This is a genomic window from Qipengyuania gaetbuli, assembly GCF_020171365.1.
GTDB classification, from domain to species: Bacteria; Pseudomonadota; Alphaproteobacteria; order Sphingomonadales; family Sphingomonadaceae; genus Qipengyuania; species Qipengyuania gaetbuli_B.
Window position 1 is genome coordinate 484,939 of record NZ_JAIUZO010000002.1, and the last position, 17,656, is coordinate 502,594.

A 17,656-nucleotide genomic window follows, 5' to 3' on the forward strand; every position below is an offset into this window, starting at 1 on the left:
CTATAATGGGTCGCGATGCCGCAAGAACCTCTATCCGAGCGTCTTCGCCTGAAACTGGTCGATCGCGTGCGCGGCGTGTTCAACGATATCGAGGGCGGCGAACAGCCGGTGCCGGTGTCGGACGAGGCCCTGTTCGAGAAGAATTCGCCCATCCGCATGGTCCACGCCGATATCGTGGCGATGATGGTCGGCGGGATCAGGAGCCTGCTGCTGCAGATGCTTCATCCCCATGCGCTGCAGGGCGTGCTCGACCATTCCAATTTCCGCGAGGACATGCACGGGCGCCTGCGCCGCACGGCCCGCTTCATCGCGGTCACCACTTTCGGCCACCGCGACGATGCGCAGGCGGCGATCGAGCGGGTCAACCGGATCCACGCAGCGGTCGGCGGAACCCTGCCCGACGGCACGCGCTACGAGGCGTCCGATCCGCGCACATTGGCCTGGGTCCACGTGGCCGAGGCGACCAGCTTCCTTGCCGCATACCTGCGCCACGTGCGCCCCGACATGCCTGGGCACGAACAGGACGAATATTACCGCCAGTTCGCCGTCATCGCCCGCGCGTTGGGCGCGGACCCCGTCCCGCTCGACCGGCGCGAGGCGGAGGTGCTGTTCCGCGAGCTGCGCGGCGATTTGCGTGCTTCGGCGCAAGCTCGCGAGATGGCGCAGCTGGTGCTGACACAAAAGCCCGAAGGCTCGCCGCCCGCAGTCCAGGCCCTGCTCGGCGCTGAGGCGGTGGCACTGCTGCCACCCTTCGCCCGCTCGATGCTGGGGCTCGAGCGCCCGGGCCTTGCCGCGATCCCCGCACGTGCTGCGACCTGGGGCATGGGCAAGACGCTGCGATGGGCCTTCCGCCAGAATTGATGCCGCATTCCAGAATGTTGCTGCTACGCTGCCGGCGAGAGGAGAGTGCCGGTGTATGTGAACGGATTTGTGCTCGCCGTCCCAGCTGACAAGAAGGATGCCTATCGCGAGGTCGCCGAGAAGTTCTGGGACATCGCGAAAGACTATGGCGCAAGGTCGCAGGTCGAATGCTGGGAGGTCGACGTGCCCGACGGGCACACCACCGATTTCCGCCGCGCGGTCAAATGCGAAGAAGGCGAGAAGGTCGTGTTCTCCTGGGTCACCTGGGACGACAAGGAAACCGCCGACGCCAGCCACGACAAGATGATGGCCGACCCGCGCATGGCGGAGAATTTCGGCGCGGCCGACGGCAGCGACATGCCCTTTGACGGGAAGCGCATGATCTACGGCGGGTTCGAACCGCTGGTGTGGAAGGAGGCCTGAGCCATGGCGCAATACACTTTCTTCACCAATCCGATGAGCCGCGGCCAGATCGCGCGCTGGGCCCTTCACGAAGTCGGCGCGGATTATTCCACCGAGCTGGTCGACTGGATGAACAAGCCGGTCGGCCTGACCGAGGCAAACCCGCTCGGCAAGGTGCCCACGCTCGTCCACCATCACGGCGGCGACCATATCCACGTCGTCACCGAAACCGCGGCGATCTGCCATTACCTTGCCGAAATGCACCCCGAGCGAGGCCTGCTTCCCCTGCCCGACGAGAAGGCGGATTACTTCCGCTATTTCTTCTTCGCTGCTGGTCCCGTCGAACAGGCCGTGGTGTCGCGCGCGATGGGCTGGTCGGTCGACGATCCGCAAAAGCAGGGCATGCTCGGCTACGGCAGTTACGAGCGGGCGATGGACACGTTCGACACGCTGCTGACGGGCCGCGATTTCGTCTGCGGCGACCGCTTTACCATGGCCGATGTCTATGTCGGCAGCCAGGTCGACTGGGGCCTCAATTTCGGCTCCATCCCCAAGCGCGCCGTGTTCGAGGATTATGCAGCACGGCTGCGCGAACGCACGGCCTACAAGGAAGCCAAGGCCATCGACATGGACCTCATCGCCAAGGCGCAGGCCAATGGCTGACGAAAAGCTGACCCTGTGCCTCTGGTTCGAGAAGGACGCGGAAGCAGCCGCGCGCTTTTACTGCGACCTCTTCCCCGACAGCGAAATCGTCTCGATCAACCGCTCGCCCACCGACTGGCCCGGCGGCAAGGCGGGTGACGTGCTGACCATCGACATGACCCTGCTGGGCCTTAGGACGATGGCCATGAACGGCAACACCGACGACACATTCACCAACGCCATATCGCTGCAGGTCTTCACCGAAACGCAGGAGGAAGCCGACCGCTACTGGGACGCCCTGCTGGGCGAGACGGGTTCGCCCATGGCTTGCAGCTGGCTGACCGACCGTTTCGGCATCCGCTGGCAAGTCGTGCCGCGCGTGTTGATGGAAGGGCTCGGGCACGAAGACCCCGAGGTGAAGGGGCGCGTCTTCGGCGCGATGATGCAGATGGTGAAGATCGACCACGCCGCGATCGAGGCGGCATTGGCCGGTTAGGCGATCGCGCGGCTCTTGCGCAGGGTCTGGTAAGCTGCGACCACCTTGCCCAGCCGCGCCTCGTGAGTGCGGTCGCCGCCATTGCGGTCGGGGTGGTAGCGGCGCACCAGTTCGGAATAGCGCCGCCTCAGCCTGGTGCGGTCAACGTCCAGCCCGAGGCCCATCGTGTCGAGCGCCTCTGCCTCTTCCCTGCTGAAGCGTCCGTCCATCGACATCTCGGCCTGCCTGCGCGCGCGGCTCTTGATGCCGTTGGCGCGTGCCGAGATCGCTTCCAGCGGGTCGTCGTAATCGGCCCAGCGCGGCATTCCGTCGACGCCGGCAGTGGGACGGAAGCTCGGGCTCTCGGTGCGCCACCCGCTTGCCGGGGCCTGCGCCTCGAGGATTTCCTCTGCGGTCATGCCTTCGAACCAGTCGTATCCGGCATTGAATTCGCGCACGTGGTCAAGGCACATCCAGCGCCAGCTTCCCGGTCCGTCGAAGCCGTGCCCGGCCGTTCCCGGCGCGCGGAATTCGCCTGCCTCGGTGCAGGCGGGATGATCGCAGGTTCTTCTTTCGGCTTCGTGCCGTCCGTGAAACTTTGTCTGGCGCATTCGTTCTAGGATGGGGAGCGAAACGCTGTATGGGAAGAGGCAGCAAGGAGAAGCGAACGCATGGCAGGACCGGTTCAGCAGGAGATGGAACGGCTTTTGACCGGGGCTTTCGCGCCTACGCGCCTCGAAGTGATCAACGACAGCGCCAAGCACCACGGCCATGCCGGCGACGACGGCAGCGGCGAATCGCATTTCACCGTCGTGATCGAGGCACCCGCCTTTGCTGGCAAGAGCCGCCTCGAGCGCCAGCGCATGGTCAACCGCGCGCTGGGCGACATTCCGGGCGAGCGCGTCCACGCCCTTTCCATCCAGGCATCCGCACCGACACCATAAGGGAACCGAGATGAGCCAGATCGACCTGACGCTTACGCCGACAACCCACGACCTCGGCCAGTTCGAGGTCCGACGGGTTCTCCCGGCCAAGAAGCGGACGATGGTCGGCCCCTTCATCTTCGTCGACCAGTTCGGGCCTGCGCAGCTCGACCTCGGCACGGGCATGGACGTGCGCCCGCATCCGCACATCAACCTCGCCACGGTGACCTGGCTGTTCGAGGGCGCGATCGAGCACCGCGACAGTATCGGCAGTTTCTCGACGATCCGTCCGGGGCAGGTGAATTTGATGACCGCCGGGCGCGGCATCGTGCATTCCGAACGCTCGCCCGCGGCAGAGCGCAAGGCGGGGCCGAAACTCTACGGCATGCAGACCTGGCTCGCCCTGCCCGACGGGCGCGAGGAAATCGACCCGGCCTTCGAGGCGGTGACCGAGCTTCCCATCGTCGAGGACGGGCGCGCGCGGGCAATCGTCATCATGGGCGAATTGTGGGGCGAACGCGCGCCCACCACCACCTATGCCGACACCATCTATGCCGAGATCATGCTGGAAGCGGGCGGCGCCATCCCGATCGAGGAAGACGCCGACGAACGCGCGCTGATGCTGGTCGGCGGTGAGGCGAGCGTCGACGGGCACGAGCTGGAGCAATACACGCTCAACATCCTCCAGCCAGGCCGCGACATGACGCTGGAAAGCAGGACCGGCGCGCGCGTCATGCTGCTGGGCGGCGAAGCGTTCGAGACCAAGCGTCATGCCTGGTGGAACTTCGTCAGCTCGCGCCGCGAGCGCATCCAGCAGGCCAAGGAAGACTGGCGCAACCACCGCTTCCCCGAAATCCCGGGCGACAGCGAAGAGCGCATCGAACTGCCGGAAGGCGAGCCGAAGACCGTTACCTATCCGTGAGGGGGACCACATGAGTTTCGAGGGAAAGACCGCCTGGATCACCGGCGCATCGAGCGGCATCGGGGCCGTGCTGGCGAAGGAATGGGCTGCGCGCGGCGCCGCCATCATCCTGTCGGGCCGCGACGAGGCGCGCCTTGCCGAAGTCGCCGCCAGCCTGCCCACCGAAACGCTCGTCCTCCCCTTCGACGTGCGCGACGAGGCCGCGATGCAGGCCGCAACGGACAAGGCCACCGGCTGGAAGGGCCATGTCGACATCTTCGTCGCCAATGCCGGCATTTCGCAGCGCAGCCCGGCGGTCGACACCGCGATGCAGGTCTACCGCGACATCATCGAGGTCGACCTCACCGCGCAGATCGCCGCGACGCAGGCGCTTCTGCCGCACTTCACGGCGCGCGGCAGCGGGCATTTGATGTTCATCTCCTCCATCGCGGGCAAGGTCGGCGTGCCCATGCGTACGGCCTATTGCGCGGCCAAGCACGGCCTCATCGGCTATGCCGACGCGCTGCGCGGCGAATTGTCGCAGAGCGGTATCGCCGTCCACGTCGTGTGCCCCGGCTCGGTCGCAACCGATGTCAGCCGGAACGCACTGACTGCCGACGGCAGCAAGCGCGGGCGCAGCGACAAGGTCATCGACAACGGCATTCCCCCGCAAGAGGCCGCTCGCCGCATCATCGACGCGGTCGAGGCAGGCGAGCGCGAGATCATCGTAGCCGAGGGCATGGAGCAGGCGATGGGCGAAAGCCGCCGCACGCCCGACGCCATGTTCGACCAGGTCGCGGCCATGGTGGCGGCGGGCTACATGGAAAAGATGCAGGCAGAAGACTGATGGACTGGCCACAGACCCGCGTCACCCTCGCCAACGGCATCGAACTCGACACCGTCGACACCGGCCCGCGCGATGCGCCGGTGCTCATTTTCTTGCACGGCTTTCCGGAAAGCCACCGGACCTGGCGCCACCAGATCGCCCATTTCGAGGACCGCTACCGCTGCATCGCCGCCGACCAGCGCGGCTATCGCGGCTCGTCCAAGCCCGAAGGCGTGGACAGCTACACGCCCGACAAGATCGTGGGCGACGTCTTGCTGCTGGCAGAGGCGCTGGGCGTCGACAAATTCACCATCGTCGGCCACGACTGGGGCGGCGCGATCGCCTGGGGCGTGGCGATGGCGGGCCAGATGACCGGCAAGGTCACGCGCGCGGTCGTCGCCAACGCGCCGCACCACGCGGTCTTCCAGAAGCTGCTCTACACCTCCCCCGTCCAGCGCGAGGCGAGCCAGTACATGCGCGGCTTCCGCGATCCGGCGAAGGAGGCGCTGGTGCAGGAGAAAGGCCTCTTCGGCATCCTCGAGGACCAGATCCGCTGGGACGCGCCCGACAAGATGGAACCGGCAGAGCGCATGCGCCTGCTGGAGGACTGGCAGGACCGCGACGCCGCGATCGCCATGCTCAACTGGTACCGCGCCAGCCCGATCGACATCCCGCCGCTCGATGCGCCCTATGAAGTGCCCGAAGGCTGGGCTCCTGCACCCTTCCCGCCGATCACCATCCCGACACTGGTTATCTGGGCGCAGGACGACCTCGCCCTGCCGCCGGAGAATACCGACGAGCTGGACCGGCACGTGTCCGACCTGACACTGGTGAAGGTGCCCGATTGCGGCCACTTCGTGCCGTGGGAAGCGCCCGATGCGGTCAATTCCGCGATGGAGGAATTCTTCGCGCGGACGGCCTAGCCGCCGAGCCACTCCACCCACGCGCCGTGGGGATGCGCATTGGCGAGATGCACTTGGACTTCGCCGCCCGGCAAGTACCGCACCTTGAGTTCGTGCGCGAAGGTCTCGCGGTTGGTTTCGAGGCTGACATGGGCGAAGGGGTGCTCTGCATCCGCACGCGCGCCTGCAGCCTGCATGGCCGCCTCGATCCGCGCCTGTGTCGCGTCGGGAAGGTATTGCCACATGATCGAATGGGCGAGCACGCGGGTGACGCCTGCTTCCTGCTCGCGCGCCAGTTCCTGCTCGACCCAGTCGCCTGCATCCATGCGCTCGATGGCAGGCGGCATCTGCTTTGCCAGCGCAATCGCGGCATCGATCCGGGCCATCCGGCCGGTCGCCTCGGGCCAGACGTAGCTCTTGAGGCGCAGCGCCTCCTCCTCTTCGGCCAGATCGACCGGCGCGATGTCGCTGCCGCGCGCATCGGCGAACTCGATGGCGGCGGCAGGCGGCGGATTGCCGCGCCATTCGGGGGCAATCCGCATCCAGCTGGCCGCAGGGCCCGTCTCCACCCCGCCGAGGTCGTAATGATAGCGGCCCATCATCGTGTTGATCCCCGCGCTGGCACCGATTTCGAGGAATTCGAAGCGCGGCGTCGTCCGCCCGTCCGCCAGCCACAACAGTGCGGCGGCAAAGCTGGCCGAGCGGCCTGCCTCGTTGGTCTGCGGCGGCCCGTCGAGCCACGGCATCAGGCGCGCGTCATGCGCTTCCACGATCTCCAGCAGCAGCGCATCGACATCGGCTTGCGAGGCGACGCGCCCGGCATAGACGTCCGCCAGCCGCGGCTCCTCTCCCGTCAGCAGCAAATTATGGATGCCGCCTGCTATCCTCAGCGGCATGGCATCGCGCAGCGACAGTCCCTGCCAGGCGAAAATCCGGCGCGCGGTGGCAGCCTCGCTTGCTTCCAGCGCCAGCAGTGCGCGGACCACCATCGCCGTTCCGGGAGCGCCGGCATTCTCGGCATGACGGGCCTGCCATTCGATGGCTTCGGGCACCGATACGATTTCCATTACCGCGCCGTCCGCCATATGCGTTGCCCTTTCTGCCTCGTGTCACTATCTGCCGCCACGCAATGACCAACAGCCTGACCTTTGCCATTCCCAAGGGGCGCATCCTCGACGAAGCGCTGCCCGTGATGGCGCGTGCCGGCGTGGTGCCCGAGGATGGCTTTCACGACAAGGCCAACCGCTCGCTCACCTTCGCCACGACGCGCGACGACATGCGCCTGATCCGCGTGCGCGCCTTCGACGTGGCGACGTTCGTGGCGCATGGCGCGGCGCAACTGGGCATCGTCGGGTCCGACGTGATCGAGGAGTTCGACTATGCCGAACTCTACGCGCCGGTCGATCTCGACATCGGCCACTGCCACCTCGCCGTGGCGGAGCCGAAGGGCGCGCAAGGCACCAGCAGCGCCAGCCACCTGCGCGTTGCCACCAAGTATCCCAACATCACCCGCCGCCATTTCGAGCGGATGGGCATCCAGGCCGAATGCGTGAAGCTGAACGGGGCGATGGAAATCGCGCCCGAGCTGGGCCTTGCAGGCCGCATCGTCGACCTCGTCTCGACCGGCACGACGCTGCGCGAGAACGGGCTTGTCGAAACCAGCCGCATCATGGACATTTCCGCGCGCCTGATCGTCAACCGCGCCGCGCTGAAGACCGATCCGCGCGTTGCCGCACTGGTCGAGGCCTTCCGCGCCATCAGCGAAGAGCGGAGCGCCGCCTGATGCTGATGCTGAAGACGAGCGACGAAGGCTTCGAGGCGAAGTTCACCAAGGTCGTGCGCGACCGCCGCGAAAGCGACGTGCAGGTCGGCCGGGACGTGTCCGCCATCCTCCACGAGGTGCGCGAGCGCGGCGACAAGGCGCTGGTCGAATACACCACGCGCTTCGACGGCCACAATCTCTCCACCGAGGACGACTGGTCGATCTCGAAGGAAACCTGCGAAGACGCGTACAAGGCGCTCGACGCGGACCTGCGCGAGGCGCTGGAAACCGCTGCCGAACGTATCCGCGCCTATCACGAAGGCCAGCTGCCCGAAGACCGCGACTATACCGATGCCATCGGCATGCGGCTCGGTGCGCGCTGGACGGCGGTCGATGCGGCGGGGCTCTACGTCCCCGGCGGGCGTGCGGCCTATCCCTCCTCGCTGCTGATGAACGCCATTCCCGCCAAGGTCGCGGGCGTCGGGCGCCTTGTCGTCACCACCCCCACGCCCAAGGGCGAGGTGAACCCGCTGGTGCTGGCCGCCGCGCATATCGCCGGGGTGGACGAGATCTACCGCGTCGGCGGGGCGCAGGCGGTGGCCGCGCTCGCCTATGGCACGCAGCGCATCAAGCGCGTCGACGTCGTCACCGGTCCCGGCAATGCCTGGGTCGCGGAAGCCAAGCGCCAGCTTTACGGCGTGGTTGGCATCGACATGGTGGCAGGCCCCAGCGAAATCCTCGTTATTGCCGACGGCAAGAACAATCCCGAATGGATCGCCGCGGACCTGTTGAGCCAGGCCGAACACGACCCGACCAGCCAGTCGATCCTGATCACCGACGATGCGCGCTTTGCCGCGCAGGTCGAAGATGCGGTCGACCTCGCCCTGATGAAGCTGCCGACCGCCAAGACGGCGCGGGCCAGCTGGGACGCGCACGGCCTGATCGTCGTGGTCGACGGCCTCGAGGACGCGATACCGCTCGCCGACCGGCTGGCCGCCGAACACGTCGAGATCGCCGTGGACGATCCCGAGCCGCTGTTCGCAAAGCTTCGCCATGCAGGCAGCGTCTTCCTCGGTCGCAATACGCCCGAAGCCGTCGGCGACTACATCGCCGGGCCCAACCACGTCCTTCCCACCGGCCGCCGCGCGCGTTTTGCGAGCGGGTTGTCGGTGCTCGACTTCATGAAGCGCACCAGCTTCATCGGTGCCAGCCAAGGCGCGCTCGAAGCCATCGGGCCCGCCGCCGTGCGCCTTGCCGAGGCGGAAGGCCTCCCCGCGCACGCCCTTTCGATTTCCAAGAGACTGTCATGAGCAACAACCCTCGTTCGCAGGCCCGCAGCGCCGCCCGCCTCGGCGCCGTCCAGGCGCTTTACCAGCAGCAGATGGAAGGCACGGCCACCGCCCGCCTCCTCGACGAATTCCACCAGCACCGCCTCGGCAAGGTGATCGAGGACGAGGAATATGCCGAGGCCGATGTCGAGTTCTTCGACGATATCGTGAAGGGCGTCGATGCCCGCCGCGGCGAGATCGACGACCTGATTGCCGCGCGCCTCGCCTCTGGCTGGACGCTCGCCCGTCTCGACAAGACCATGCTGCAGATCCTGCGCGCCGGCAGCTACGAACTGCTCGCCCGCGCCGACGTGCCCATGGCCGCCGCGATCAGCGAATATGTCGACGTCGCCAAGGCCTTCTTCGACGACCGCGAGGCGAAGTTCGTCAACGGCATCCTCGACGCGGTCGCCAAAGAGATCGGACGCTGAACGAAGGCGCCTTCATCGAGGCGCTGAAGGCGCTGGCGACCTCGCCCGCCGCGCGCGGGCTCGAAGACGATGCCGCCGTGCTGCAACTGGGCAGCGAGACGCTGGTCCTCACCCATGACACCATGGTCGAGGGCGTGCACACGCTCGAGGGGCAGGACCCTGCCGACGTGGCGTGGAAGCTGGTGGCGGTGAACCTGTCCGATTTGGCCGCCAAGGGCGCCGAGCCGCTCGGCCTTCTGGTGTCGCACATGCTCGGCGACGACGACCACCGTTTCGTCGAGGGGCTTCGTGCCGTCTGCACCGAATACGGCGTGCCCCTGCTCGGCGGCGACACGGTGCGCAGCGATGGCACGCGCGCATGGGGCTGCACCGCCATCGGCCGGGCGACCCACGTACCCGTCCCTTCGCGCAGCGGTGCGCAGGCCGGCGATGCGATTTATCTCGGCGGCCCGATCGGGCAGGCACTGCTCGGCTTCGAGGCGCTGCGCGACGGGACCGGCGGGGGCGAGAGCGCCTATTGCCGCCCGCGCCCTCAGCTTGAACTTGGGCAGGCGCTCGCCCCGAGCGTCACGGCCATGATGGACGTATCGGACGGCCTGCTGCTCGATGCCTCGCGCATTGCGCATGCGAGCGGCGTGACGCTCCACCTCGACAGCGATGCCATCGCATCCATGGCACCCGAAGGCAGGCTCGAGGAAGCGATGCGCTGGGGCGACGACTACGTCCTGCTCGCCACCGGACCGGAGGGCCTTGATGCCCACCATCCGGTCACGCGCATCGGCACGGTGCTGGAGCGGGGCGACGAGCCCTTGCTGCTCGACGGATCGCCGCCCGAAGGCAAACTCGGCTACACGCACTGATATTGCCCGATAGCCGGGCAAAAACCCCGCAAAGCCGCCTTTTCGGGCCTTGTCAGGCAAGGTTTGGCCCTTATACCCCTCGGCCACGTGCTCCGACGTCTCCCATGTCGGGTTGCATAATCAAAAAACGGGAGGGGACATTTTCGTGGACTTAGTTCTCATAGCCATCGTGCTGGGACTGCTTGCCGTCGTGTACGGCATCTTCACCAGCCGCCAGGTGCTCAATTCGGGTGCCGGTAATGAAAAGATGCAGGAAATCGCCGCCGCCATCCAGGAGGGTGCGCAGGCCTATCTGAAGCGTCAGTACACCACCATCGCCTTCGTCGGCGTGGTCGTGGCCGTGCTCGTCTTCGTCTTCCTCGGGATGATTCCCGCGGTCGGCTTCGTCATCGGCGCGATCCTGTCGGGCGTCGCGGGCTTCATCGGGATGAACATCTCGGTGCGCTCGAACGTGCGTACCGCAGCCGCGGCGCAGAGCGGGTTGCAGCAGGGCCTGACCCTCGCTTTCCGCGCCGGTGCCATCACCGGCCTGCTCGTGGCCGGCCTCGCGCTGCTCGCGATCGCGGTGTTCTTCTGGTACCTGACCGGCCCCGCCGGCCTCGCTGCCAATGACCGCCACGTGATCGACGGCCTCGTCGGCCTTGCCTTCGGCGCCTCGCTGATCTCGATCTTCGCGCGTCTGGGCGGCGGCATCTTCACCAAGGCCGCCGACGTCGGCGCCGACCTCGTCGGCAAGGTCGAGGCAGGCATTCCCGAAGACGATCCGCGCAACCCCGCCGTGATCGCCGACAACGTGGGCGACAACGTGGGCGACTGCGCCGGCATGGCTGCCGACCTGTTCGAAACCTATGTCGTGACCGTCGGCGCTACCATGGTGCTGACCGCGCTGCTGCTGGCCGGCCTCGGCGACCTGCTGATGCCGATGATGGCCCTGCCCCTGCTGATCGGCGGTGCATGCATCCTGACCAGCATCATCGGGACCTATTTCGTGCGCCTCGGCAACGGGACGAACGTGATGGGCGCGATGTACAAGGGCTTCGGCGTCACCGCCGTCCTGTCGATCCCGCTGATTTACTTCGTCATGCAGTTCGCCCTTGGCGGCGACATGACGAGCGTGATCAACGGCGGCACCGACATGGTTCCGTTCAACGGCATGGACCTGTTCTGGTGCTCGGTCATCGGCCTTGCCATCACGGGTCTCATCATCTGGATCACCGAGTATTACACCGGCACGAACTTCCGTCCGGTCCGCTCGATCGCCAAGGCTTCGGAAACGGGCCACGGCACCAACGTGATCCAGGGCCTGGCCATCAGCCTTGAATCGACCGCGCTGCCGACGATCCTGATCGTTGCCGGCATTATCGTCACCTACCAGTTCGCAGGGCTCATGGGCATCGCCTATGCCGCCACCGCCATGCTGGCGCTGGCGGGCATGGTCGTGGCGCTCGACGCCTATGGCCCGGTCACCGACAATGCCGGCGGCATCGCCGAAATGGCCGGTCTCGACGACAGCGTTCGCGAGAAGACCGACCTGCTCGACGCCGTGGGTAACACCACCAAGGCCGTGACCAAGGGTTACGCCATCGGTTCGGCCGGCCTTGCCGCGCTGGTGCTGTTCGCTGCCTACACCACCGACCTTCGGGAATTCTTCCCGGATGCCGAGGTGAACTTCAGCCTCGAGAACCCCTACGTCATCGTGGGCCTGCTGCTCGGCGCGCTGCTCCCGTACCTGTTCGGTGCGATGGGCATGACCGCCGTGGGCCGTGCCGCGGGCGACGTGGTGGTCGACGTGCGCGACCAGTTCGCCAACAACCCGGGCATCATGACCTACGAATCCAAGCCGGACTATGCCCGGACCGTGGACCTCGTGACCAAGGCCGCGATCAAGGAAATGATCATTCCTTCGATGCTGCCGGTGCTCGCACCGATCGTGGTCTACTACGTGATCACCCTGATCGCGGGCCAGGACAACGGCTTTGCGGCGCTGGGCGCACTGCTGCTCGGCGTGATCGTCGGCGGCCTGTTCGTGGCGCTTTCCATGACCGCCGGTGGCGGCGCATGGGACAATGCCAAGAAGTACATCGAAGACGGCAATCACGGCGGCAAGGGCTCGGAAGCCCACAAGGCTGCCGTGACCGGCGATACCGTGGGCGATCCCTACAAGGATACCGCGGGCCCGGCAGTGAACCCGATGATCAAGATCACCAACATCGTTGCCCTGCTGCTGCTCGCAGCGCTTGCAGCCGGCTGATCTTAACCTCTGAAAACAAAGGGGGCGGCGGCATCCACGGGTGCCGCCGCCCTTTTTCATGGGCCGGTGTTAACCGCTTTTCCGTGTTCCCGTGGTACACATATCCCTGAAGGAAGGGCGCATCCTGCGACCCTCAACGGGATTGGACGATGAGCCGGCATCCGCTGCCCGTTCAGGATGACCAGCGGCACTCCGGTGGCGTGTGCCCGCTGGCGGACGGCTTCCATCTGCGGTCCTGGCGCGATCCGGAAGTGGGATTGCTGGCGGACAGCTGGGATGACCTGGCTGCACATGCCAGCACGCCGAACCCCTTCTACGAACGCTGGTATCTCATGCCCTCGCTGGCCGCTTTCGACCCCGATGGGCACACAGGTCTCGGCCTGTTCTTAGCCGACGGAAAGCTGCGCGGCCTGGTCCCGATCGCGCGCAGCACGTCCTACCACGGGCGGCGATTGCCGCATCTTGCCGGGTGGCTCCATCCCAACATCTTCAGCGGCAACCCGCTCGTCGCAGCGGGCGAGGAGCAGCGCTTCTGGTCCGCCTGTCTCGACTGGCTCGACGCGGCAGCCGGCGATGCCCTGTTCTTCCACCTGCGTAGTGCCTCGGTAGGCGAGCCGCTGGTCGAGGCTCTTGCACAGGAGTGCCGCAAGCGCGGCCGGTCGATGCGCAAGGTTTACGCAGGCGAACGTGCAGAGCTGCGCAGCCCGCTCGACGCTGAAACCTACCTCGCCCGCGCCATGACCGCCAAGGCCCGCAAGGAACTGCGCCGCCAGCGCAAGCGCCTTGCCGAACTGGGCCGGATCGAATGGCGGCAGGATCGCGGCGAGACGGGTCTCGACGACTGGACCGCAGACTTTCTCGCGCTCGAACAGCGGGGCTGGAAAGGCTCGGCCGGCTCCGCGCTGGCCGACGATCCGCGCACGGCAGAGCTTTTCCGGCAGGCGCTTGCCGGCGCCGCTGCCACGGGCCGCCTCGAACGGCTGGCGCTGACATGCGATGATCGCCCGATCGCCATGCTCGCGACCTTCCTGTCCCCGCCCGGCGCCTTCGCCTTCAAGACCGCCTTCGACGAGGATTTCGCCCGGTTTTCGCCGGGCCTGCAATTGCAGGTCGAGAACCTGGCCCTGCTCGGGGACGGGGCAATCGACTGGTGCGACAGCTGTGCCGAGCCCGGCCATTCGATGATCGAGCGCATCTGGATGGAGCGCCGACCGTTCGCCTATTACACCATCCCCATCGGCAGCGGCATCCGGCGCAAGGTCGGCGGCGCGCTCGCCTGGCTGGAAGAGCGCAGGCAGGAGAAACGGGCATGAGCGTGTTCCCGCCCGAGACGCTGGCCCGCTTTGCGTCGGCCTATCCCGAGCGTCCCCATACGCTGGCCCATGCGCTGGGCGAGGACGAGCGCCTGACGCTGGAAGCGCTGGCCAACCTCGCCTCCCGGCTTCCCGCCGCCAGTCTCGAATACAACCGCGGCAACCTGCCCATCGGCGTCGACGGCAAGCCCGCCCCGAACGGGCTCTCGATCGAGGACACGATCCGCCATATCGCCAGCAGCGACAGCTGGGCCGTGCTCAAGAACATCGAACAGGTCCCTGCCTATCGCGAGCTGCTGCTCGACCTGCTGGAGGAGCTGCGCCCCACGATCGAGGCGAAGACGGGCGAGATGCTGACCCCGCAGGGTTTTATCTTCATCTCCAGCCCCGACGCCATGACGCCGTACCACTTCGACCCGGAGCACAATATCCTGCTGCAGCTGGTCGGTTCGAAGACGATGACGCAGTTTCCCGCAGGCGATGCGCGCTTCGCCCCCGACACGGTGCACGAGAGTTACCACCTTGGCGGACCGCGCGAACTGCCGTGGTCGGATGCGCTGCTGGAGGGCGGCACACCCTTCGCCATCGGGCCCGGTGAAGCCGTCTACGTGCCGGTCATGGCGCCGCATTTCGTGCGCAACGGGCCGGCCAGTTCGATCTCGCTCTCGATCACCTGGCGCAGCGAGTGGAGCTATGCCGAAAGCGCGGCGCGCTGCTTCAACGGGACGCTGCGTCGCCTGGGGCTGAATCCGCGCGCACCCGGACGCTGGCCGCAGGGCAACACCGGCAAGTCGCTCGCCTGGCGAGCCTTGCGACGCCTGCGCAAGGCGGGCTGAACGCGCCTGCTTGACGGCCACCGCGCAGCATCCCAAAGCGCCTGCGTGACCGACACCAAGACTCCCGAACAGCTCGTCGCCGGCCTCGTCCGGCTGCTTACCGTGGCCCCTGCGGGCGAGGACCGCTTTACCGGCTGCCAGCAGCCCGGCGGCATCGGCCGCGTGTTCGGTGGGCAAGTGGTCGCGCAGGCCCTGCAAGCCGCACAGGCGACCGCGCCGGAAGGGATGGAGGCGCATTCGCTCCACGCCTATTTCCTGCGCGGCGGGCGCGAAGGGGTGGACATCGACTACACCGTCGCATCCGACTTCGACGGCCGCAGCTTCGCCAACCGGCGGGTCGTCGCACGCCAGCAGGTCGGCGAAGGCGAGGCGTCCGCGATCCTCAACCTCACGGCCAGCTTCCAGAAGCCGGAACAGGGGCTGGAGCACGCCGACAGCCCCATGCCCGATGTCGCGCCGCCCGAGGACCTCGTCCCCGACACAGAGCTGCGCCGCCGTTTCCTCGAACAGATGGGCGAGGTCTCCGAGGTGCAACGCACCCTGATGCTGCGCCCCCGCCCGATCGAGATGCGCACCTCCGACAAGCTGCACTGGATGAACGCAGAGCCCAAACCGCCGGCCGCCCACAGCTGGTTCAAGGCCGTGGCCCCGCTGCCGCCGATCGAGGACGACCCGGCGATCCACCGCGCAGTCATCGCCTATGCCAGCGACTTCACCCTGCTCGGCACCAGCGCCCTGCCCCACGGCCTGTCATGGGCTCGCGGCGAGTTGAAGGGCGCCAGCCTCGACCACGCGATCTGGTTCCACCGCCCGGCCCGCGCCGACGAATGGCTGCTTTATGCCACTGAGAGCCCGTGGAGCGGCGGCGGACGCGGCTTCAACCGCGGGCGCATCTTCAACCGCGAAGGCCAGCTCGTCGCCAGCGTGGCGCAGGAAGGCGTCATCCGCCGCGCGAAATAGGCCGGCAGCGGCACCTCGCCGAACCCCTCATTTCGCACCTGCAAAAAACTTGCAGCCAAACGCTGCGCTTTGCGCTATAGGCCTCGCTTTGCAGCGCCCGTGACAGGCACAACGCCGCCCCGCGCTCCCCCCGTTGAAACGAGTATCCATGTCTTTCGAACACCTTCCCGCGCCCATCGGCGATGCTCTCGCCGCGCGCGGATATGCCGCGCTTACCCCCGTCCAGGCCGCCGTCGTCGAGCCGGAAGCGCAGGGCCGCGACCTCATCGTGTCCGCCCAGACCGGCAGCGGCAAGACCGTCGCTTTCGGCCTTGCGCTGGCTGACGCCCTGCTGGCTGAAACCGCCACCCTTCCGTTGGTCGAGCGCCCGCTCGCCCTCGTCGTCGCACCGACGCGCGAACTGGCGCTGCAGGTCAGCCGCGAACTCGGCTGGCTCTATGCCGAAGCCGGCCTGCGCATCGCCACCTGCGTCGGCGGGATGGATGCGAGCAAGGAACGCCGCAACCTGCGCGCGGGCCCGGCCATCGTGGTCGGCACGCCCGGCCGCCTGCGCGACCATCTCGAACGCGGTTCGCTCGACCTTACCGGCCTGCTCGGCGTGGTGCTCGACGAAGCGGACGAGATGCTCGACATGGGCTTCCGCGAAGACCTCGAAGAACTGCTCGACGCAGCGCCCGAAACGCGCCGTACGCTGCTGTTCTCCGCCACCATGCCCAAGCCGATCGAGCGGTTGGCCGAACGCTACCAGACCGACGCCCTGCGCCTGACGCTGCGCGGCGAGGATCGCGGCCACGGCGACATCGCCTACCAGTGCATCACCGTCGGCCCGGCCGAGATCGAGAACGCGGTGGTCAACCTGCTGCGCTTCCACGAGGCGGAGACCGCCATCCTGTTCTGCGCCACGCGCGACAATGTGCGCCGCATGCACGCGACCCTGCAGGAGCGCGGCTTCGGCGTCGTGGCGCTGTCGGGCGAGCATTCGCAGAGCGAGCGCAACCAGGCGCTCCAAGCCCTGCGCGACCGCCGCGCACGCGTCTGCGTGGCGACCGACGTCGCTGCACGCGGCATCGACCTGCCCACGCTCAGCCTCGTCATCCATGTCGAAATCCCGCGCGATGCGGAAACGTTGCAGCACCGTTCGGGCCGAACGGGGCGCGCCGGCAAGAAGGGCACCGCCGCCATCGTGGTCCCCTACAACCGCCGCCGCCGCGTCGAAGGCATGCTGCGCGGCGCGAATATCGCTGCCGAATGGATGGACGCGCCCACGCCCGAGGCGATCCGCGCCAAGGACAAGACGCGCCTGATGGAACGCCTGACCGAGCCGCGCGACGTGTCGGACGATGACCGCGAACTGGCCGCCGACCTCCTCGGCCGTATGCCGCCGGAAGACATTGCCGCCGCGCTTGTCCACTCGCTGCGTGCCAGCCTGCCGGAACCCGAAGAGCTTGCCTCGAACACGCCGGAAGGCCGCGAAAAGGCCAAGCAGGACCGCCACCGCCCCGGCTTCGAGGACGTCGTCTGGTTCAAGATCGGCGTCGGCCGCCGCCAGAATGCAGAGCCGCGCTGGATCCTGCCGCTGCTCTGCCGCCGCGGCCACATCACCCGCAACGAGATCGGCGCGATCCGCATCGGCCAGCACGAAAGCTGGTTCCAGGTGCCCAGCACCATCGCGCCCAAGTTCGCCAAGGCCGTGGAGCGTACCGCCTCTGCCGAGGACGAGCAGGACGCGATCCCGATCGAGGAAGCACCCGAAGGGCCCCGCGTCGAAGCGCGCCAGAACCGCAAGTTCGGCAATCGCGACAATGCCGACGGCCCGCGCGTGCGGCCGAAGCCCTTTGGCAAGGGCCCCGGAAAGGGCCCCGGCAAGGGTCCGGGTCACAAGCCCGGCGCACCGTTCCGCAAGGGCCCCGGCAAGGGTCCGGCCAAGGGCAAGAAGTTCGCCGGCAAGTTCAAGGGCGGCAAGCCCGCCCGCGACTGACGCTT

General features: G+C 67.3%; 19 protein-coding genes. 17 read left to right on the forward strand and 2 right to left on the reverse strand.

Going from position 1 to position 17,656, the window contains the following annotated elements:
* The first annotated feature begins 15 nt into the window (after window positions 1-15).
* Genes LCL94_RS02900 through LCL94_RS02915 form a run of 4 tightly spaced genes read left to right on the forward strand, consistent with a single transcriptional unit; the run spans window position 16 to window position 2,401 of the window.
* Window positions 16-861: an oxygenase MpaB family protein gene (locus LCL94_RS02900; RefSeq protein ID WP_224830907.1), complete on the forward strand. Its 846-nt coding sequence runs from the start codon at window positions 16-18 to the stop codon at window positions 859-861.
* Window positions 862-918: 57 nt separating this feature from the next.
* Complete coding sequence (locus LCL94_RS02905; protein WP_318245561.1) at window positions 919-1,284, forward strand: DUF1428 domain-containing protein; 366 nt, start codon at window positions 919-921, stop codon at window positions 1,282-1,284.
* A gap of 3 nt (window positions 1,285-1,287) precedes the next feature.
* Window positions 1,288-1,926: a glutathione S-transferase family protein gene (locus LCL94_RS02910; protein WP_224830909.1), complete on the forward strand. Its 639-nt coding sequence runs from the start codon at window positions 1,288-1,290 to the stop codon at window positions 1,924-1,926.
* Window positions 1,919-2,401, forward strand: a complete 483-nt coding sequence (locus tag LCL94_RS02915) for a VOC family protein (protein ID WP_224830910.1) — start codon at window positions 1,919-1,921, stop codon at window positions 2,399-2,401. Before LCL94_RS02910 ends, LCL94_RS02915 begins: the two co-directional genes overlap by 8 nt.
* Here LCL94_RS02915 and LCL94_RS02920 read toward each other — a convergent pair.
* Window positions 2,398-2,991 carry a DnaJ domain-containing protein gene (locus tag LCL94_RS02920; protein WP_224830911.1) on the reverse strand — a complete coding sequence of 198 codons (594 nt, stop codon included), beginning with the start codon at window positions 2,989-2,991 and terminating at the stop codon, window positions 2,398-2,400. The two genes, LCL94_RS02915 and LCL94_RS02920, sit on opposite strands and share 4 nt — an antisense overlap.
* 60 nt (window positions 2,992-3,051) lie before the next feature.
* Between LCL94_RS02920 and LCL94_RS02925 the strand changes: the two genes are divergently transcribed.
* Genes LCL94_RS02925 through LCL94_RS02940 form a run of 4 tightly spaced genes read left to right on the forward strand, consistent with a single transcriptional unit; the run spans window position 3,052 to window position 5,953 of the window.
* The gene (locus LCL94_RS02925) at window positions 3,052-3,324 is read left to right on the forward strand and encodes a BolA family protein (protein WP_222553996.1); all 273 of its coding nucleotides are present in this window, start codon (window positions 3,052-3,054) and stop codon (window positions 3,322-3,324) included.
* Window positions 3,325-3,334: 10 nt separating this feature from the next.
* Window positions 3,335-4,225: a pirin family protein gene (locus LCL94_RS02930; protein WP_224830912.1), complete on the forward strand. Its 891-nt coding sequence runs from the start codon at window positions 3,335-3,337 to the stop codon at window positions 4,223-4,225.
* A 10-nt stretch (window positions 4,226-4,235) separates the two neighbouring features.
* Entirely contained in the window at window positions 4,236-5,051 is an 816-nt protein-coding gene (locus LCL94_RS02935) for an SDR family NAD(P)-dependent oxidoreductase (protein WP_224830913.1), read from the forward strand.
* Window positions 5,051-5,953, forward strand: a complete 903-nt coding sequence (locus LCL94_RS02940; RefSeq protein WP_224830914.1) for an alpha/beta fold hydrolase — start codon at window positions 5,051-5,053, stop codon at window positions 5,951-5,953. Before LCL94_RS02935 ends, LCL94_RS02940 begins: the two co-directional genes overlap by 1 nt.
* On the opposite strand, the gene LCL94_RS02945 is transcribed toward LCL94_RS02940, so the two are convergent.
* Window positions 5,950-7,017 (reverse strand): DUF2332 domain-containing protein, encoded by a 1,068-nt coding sequence (locus LCL94_RS02945; protein ID WP_224830915.1) that lies wholly within the window; start codon window positions 7,015-7,017, stop codon window positions 5,950-5,952. The genes LCL94_RS02940 and LCL94_RS02945 overlap by 4 nt on opposite strands.
* 44 nt (window positions 7,018-7,061) lie before the next feature.
* Between LCL94_RS02945 and hisG the strand changes: the two genes are divergently transcribed.
* The 9 genes from hisG (at window position 7,062) to LCL94_RS02990 (ending at window position 17,651) form a co-directional block, all read left to right on the forward strand.
* Window positions 7,062-7,715 (forward strand): ATP phosphoribosyltransferase, encoded by a 654-nt coding sequence (gene hisG, locus LCL94_RS02950; protein ID WP_224830916.1) that lies wholly within the window; start codon window positions 7,062-7,064, stop codon window positions 7,713-7,715.
* Window positions 7,715-9,004, forward strand: coding sequence for a histidinol dehydrogenase (gene hisD / locus LCL94_RS02955; RefSeq protein ID WP_224830917.1), 1,290 nt, complete (start codon window positions 7,715-7,717; stop codon window positions 9,002-9,004). The genes hisG and hisD overlap by 1 nt, the downstream gene beginning before the upstream one ends.
* On the forward strand, window positions 9,001-9,453 hold the full coding sequence (nusB, locus tag LCL94_RS02960) for a transcription antitermination factor NusB (protein ID WP_160607695.1): 453 nt from the start codon (window positions 9,001-9,003) through the stop codon (window positions 9,451-9,453). The genes hisD and nusB overlap by 4 nt, the downstream gene beginning before the upstream one ends.
* 23 nt (window positions 9,454-9,476) lie before the next feature.
* Window positions 9,477-10,313: a thiamine-phosphate kinase gene (thiL, locus tag LCL94_RS02965; protein ID WP_224832647.1), complete on the forward strand. Its 837-nt coding sequence runs from the start codon at window positions 9,477-9,479 to the stop codon at window positions 10,311-10,313.
* Window positions 10,314-10,458: 145 nt separating this feature from the next.
* Entirely contained in the window at window positions 10,459-12,564 is a 2,106-nt protein-coding gene (locus tag LCL94_RS02970) for a sodium-translocating pyrophosphatase (protein ID WP_224830918.1), read from the forward strand.
* A gap of 149 nt (window positions 12,565-12,713) precedes the next feature.
* Window positions 12,714-13,877, forward strand: a complete 1,164-nt coding sequence (locus tag LCL94_RS02975) for a GNAT family N-acetyltransferase (protein ID WP_224830919.1) — start codon at window positions 12,714-12,716, stop codon at window positions 13,875-13,877.
* A complete protein-coding gene (locus LCL94_RS02980; protein WP_224830920.1) occupies window positions 13,874-14,713 on the forward strand; it encodes a cupin-like domain-containing protein in 840 nt (279 codons plus the stop codon). The genes LCL94_RS02975 and LCL94_RS02980 overlap by 4 nt, the downstream gene beginning before the upstream one ends.
* Before the next feature lie 45 nt (window positions 14,714-14,758).
* Window positions 14,759-15,673: an acyl-CoA thioesterase gene (locus tag LCL94_RS02985; protein WP_224830921.1), complete on the forward strand. Its 915-nt coding sequence runs from the start codon at window positions 14,759-14,761 to the stop codon at window positions 15,671-15,673.
* A 148-nt stretch (window positions 15,674-15,821) separates the two neighbouring features.
* Window positions 15,822-17,651 carry a DEAD/DEAH box helicase gene (locus tag LCL94_RS02990; protein WP_224830922.1) on the forward strand — a complete coding sequence of 610 codons (1,830 nt, stop codon included), beginning with the start codon at window positions 15,822-15,824 and terminating at the stop codon, window positions 17,649-17,651.
* Window positions 17,652-17,656: the final 5 nt, after the last annotated feature.

Bases quoted from the DNA above. Each gene is read 5' to 3' on its own strand.
- LCL94_RS02940 (WP_224830914.1), top strand. From the start codon at position 5,051: ATGGACTGGCCACAGACCCGCGTCACCCTCGCCAACGGCATCGAACTC.
- hisG (WP_224830916.1), top strand. From the start codon at position 7,062: ATGACCAACAGCCTGACCTTTGCCATTCCCAAGGGGCGCATCCTCGAC.
- LCL94_RS02910 (WP_224830909.1), top strand. From the start codon at position 1,288: ATGGCGCAATACACTTTCTTCACCAATCCGATGAGCCGCGGCCAGATC.
- LCL94_RS02935 (WP_224830913.1), top strand. From the start codon at position 4,236: ATGAGTTTCGAGGGAAAGACCGCCTGGATCACCGGCGCATCGAGCGGC.
- LCL94_RS02920 (WP_224830911.1), bottom strand. From the start codon at position 2,991: ATGCGCCAGACAAAGTTTCACGGACGGCACGAAGCCGAAAGAAGAACC.
- nusB (WP_160607695.1), top strand. From the start codon at position 9,001: ATGAGCAACAACCCTCGTTCGCAGGCCCGCAGCGCCGCCCGCCTCGGC.
- LCL94_RS02945 (WP_224830915.1), bottom strand. From the start codon at position 7,017: ATGGCGGACGGCGCGGTAATGGAAATCGTATCGGTGCCCGAAGCCATC.
- LCL94_RS02990 (WP_224830922.1), top strand. From the start codon at position 15,822: ATGTCTTTCGAACACCTTCCCGCGCCCATCGGCGATGCTCTCGCCGCG.
- LCL94_RS02980 (WP_224830920.1), top strand. From the start codon at position 13,874: ATGAGCGTGTTCCCGCCCGAGACGCTGGCCCGCTTTGCGTCGGCCTAT.
- hisD (WP_224830917.1), top strand. From the start codon at position 7,715: ATGCTGATGCTGAAGACGAGCGACGAAGGCTTCGAGGCGAAGTTCACC.
- LCL94_RS02915 (WP_224830910.1), top strand. From the start codon at position 1,919: ATGGCTGACGAAAAGCTGACCCTGTGCCTCTGGTTCGAGAAGGACGCG.
- LCL94_RS02975 (WP_224830919.1), top strand. From the start codon at position 12,714: ATGAGCCGGCATCCGCTGCCCGTTCAGGATGACCAGCGGCACTCCGGT.
- LCL94_RS02930 (WP_224830912.1), top strand. From the start codon at position 3,335: ATGAGCCAGATCGACCTGACGCTTACGCCGACAACCCACGACCTCGGC.
- LCL94_RS02900 (WP_224830907.1), top strand. From the start codon at position 16: ATGCCGCAAGAACCTCTATCCGAGCGTCTTCGCCTGAAACTGGTCGAT.
- LCL94_RS02925 (WP_222553996.1), top strand. From the start codon at position 3,052: ATGGCAGGACCGGTTCAGCAGGAGATGGAACGGCTTTTGACCGGGGCT.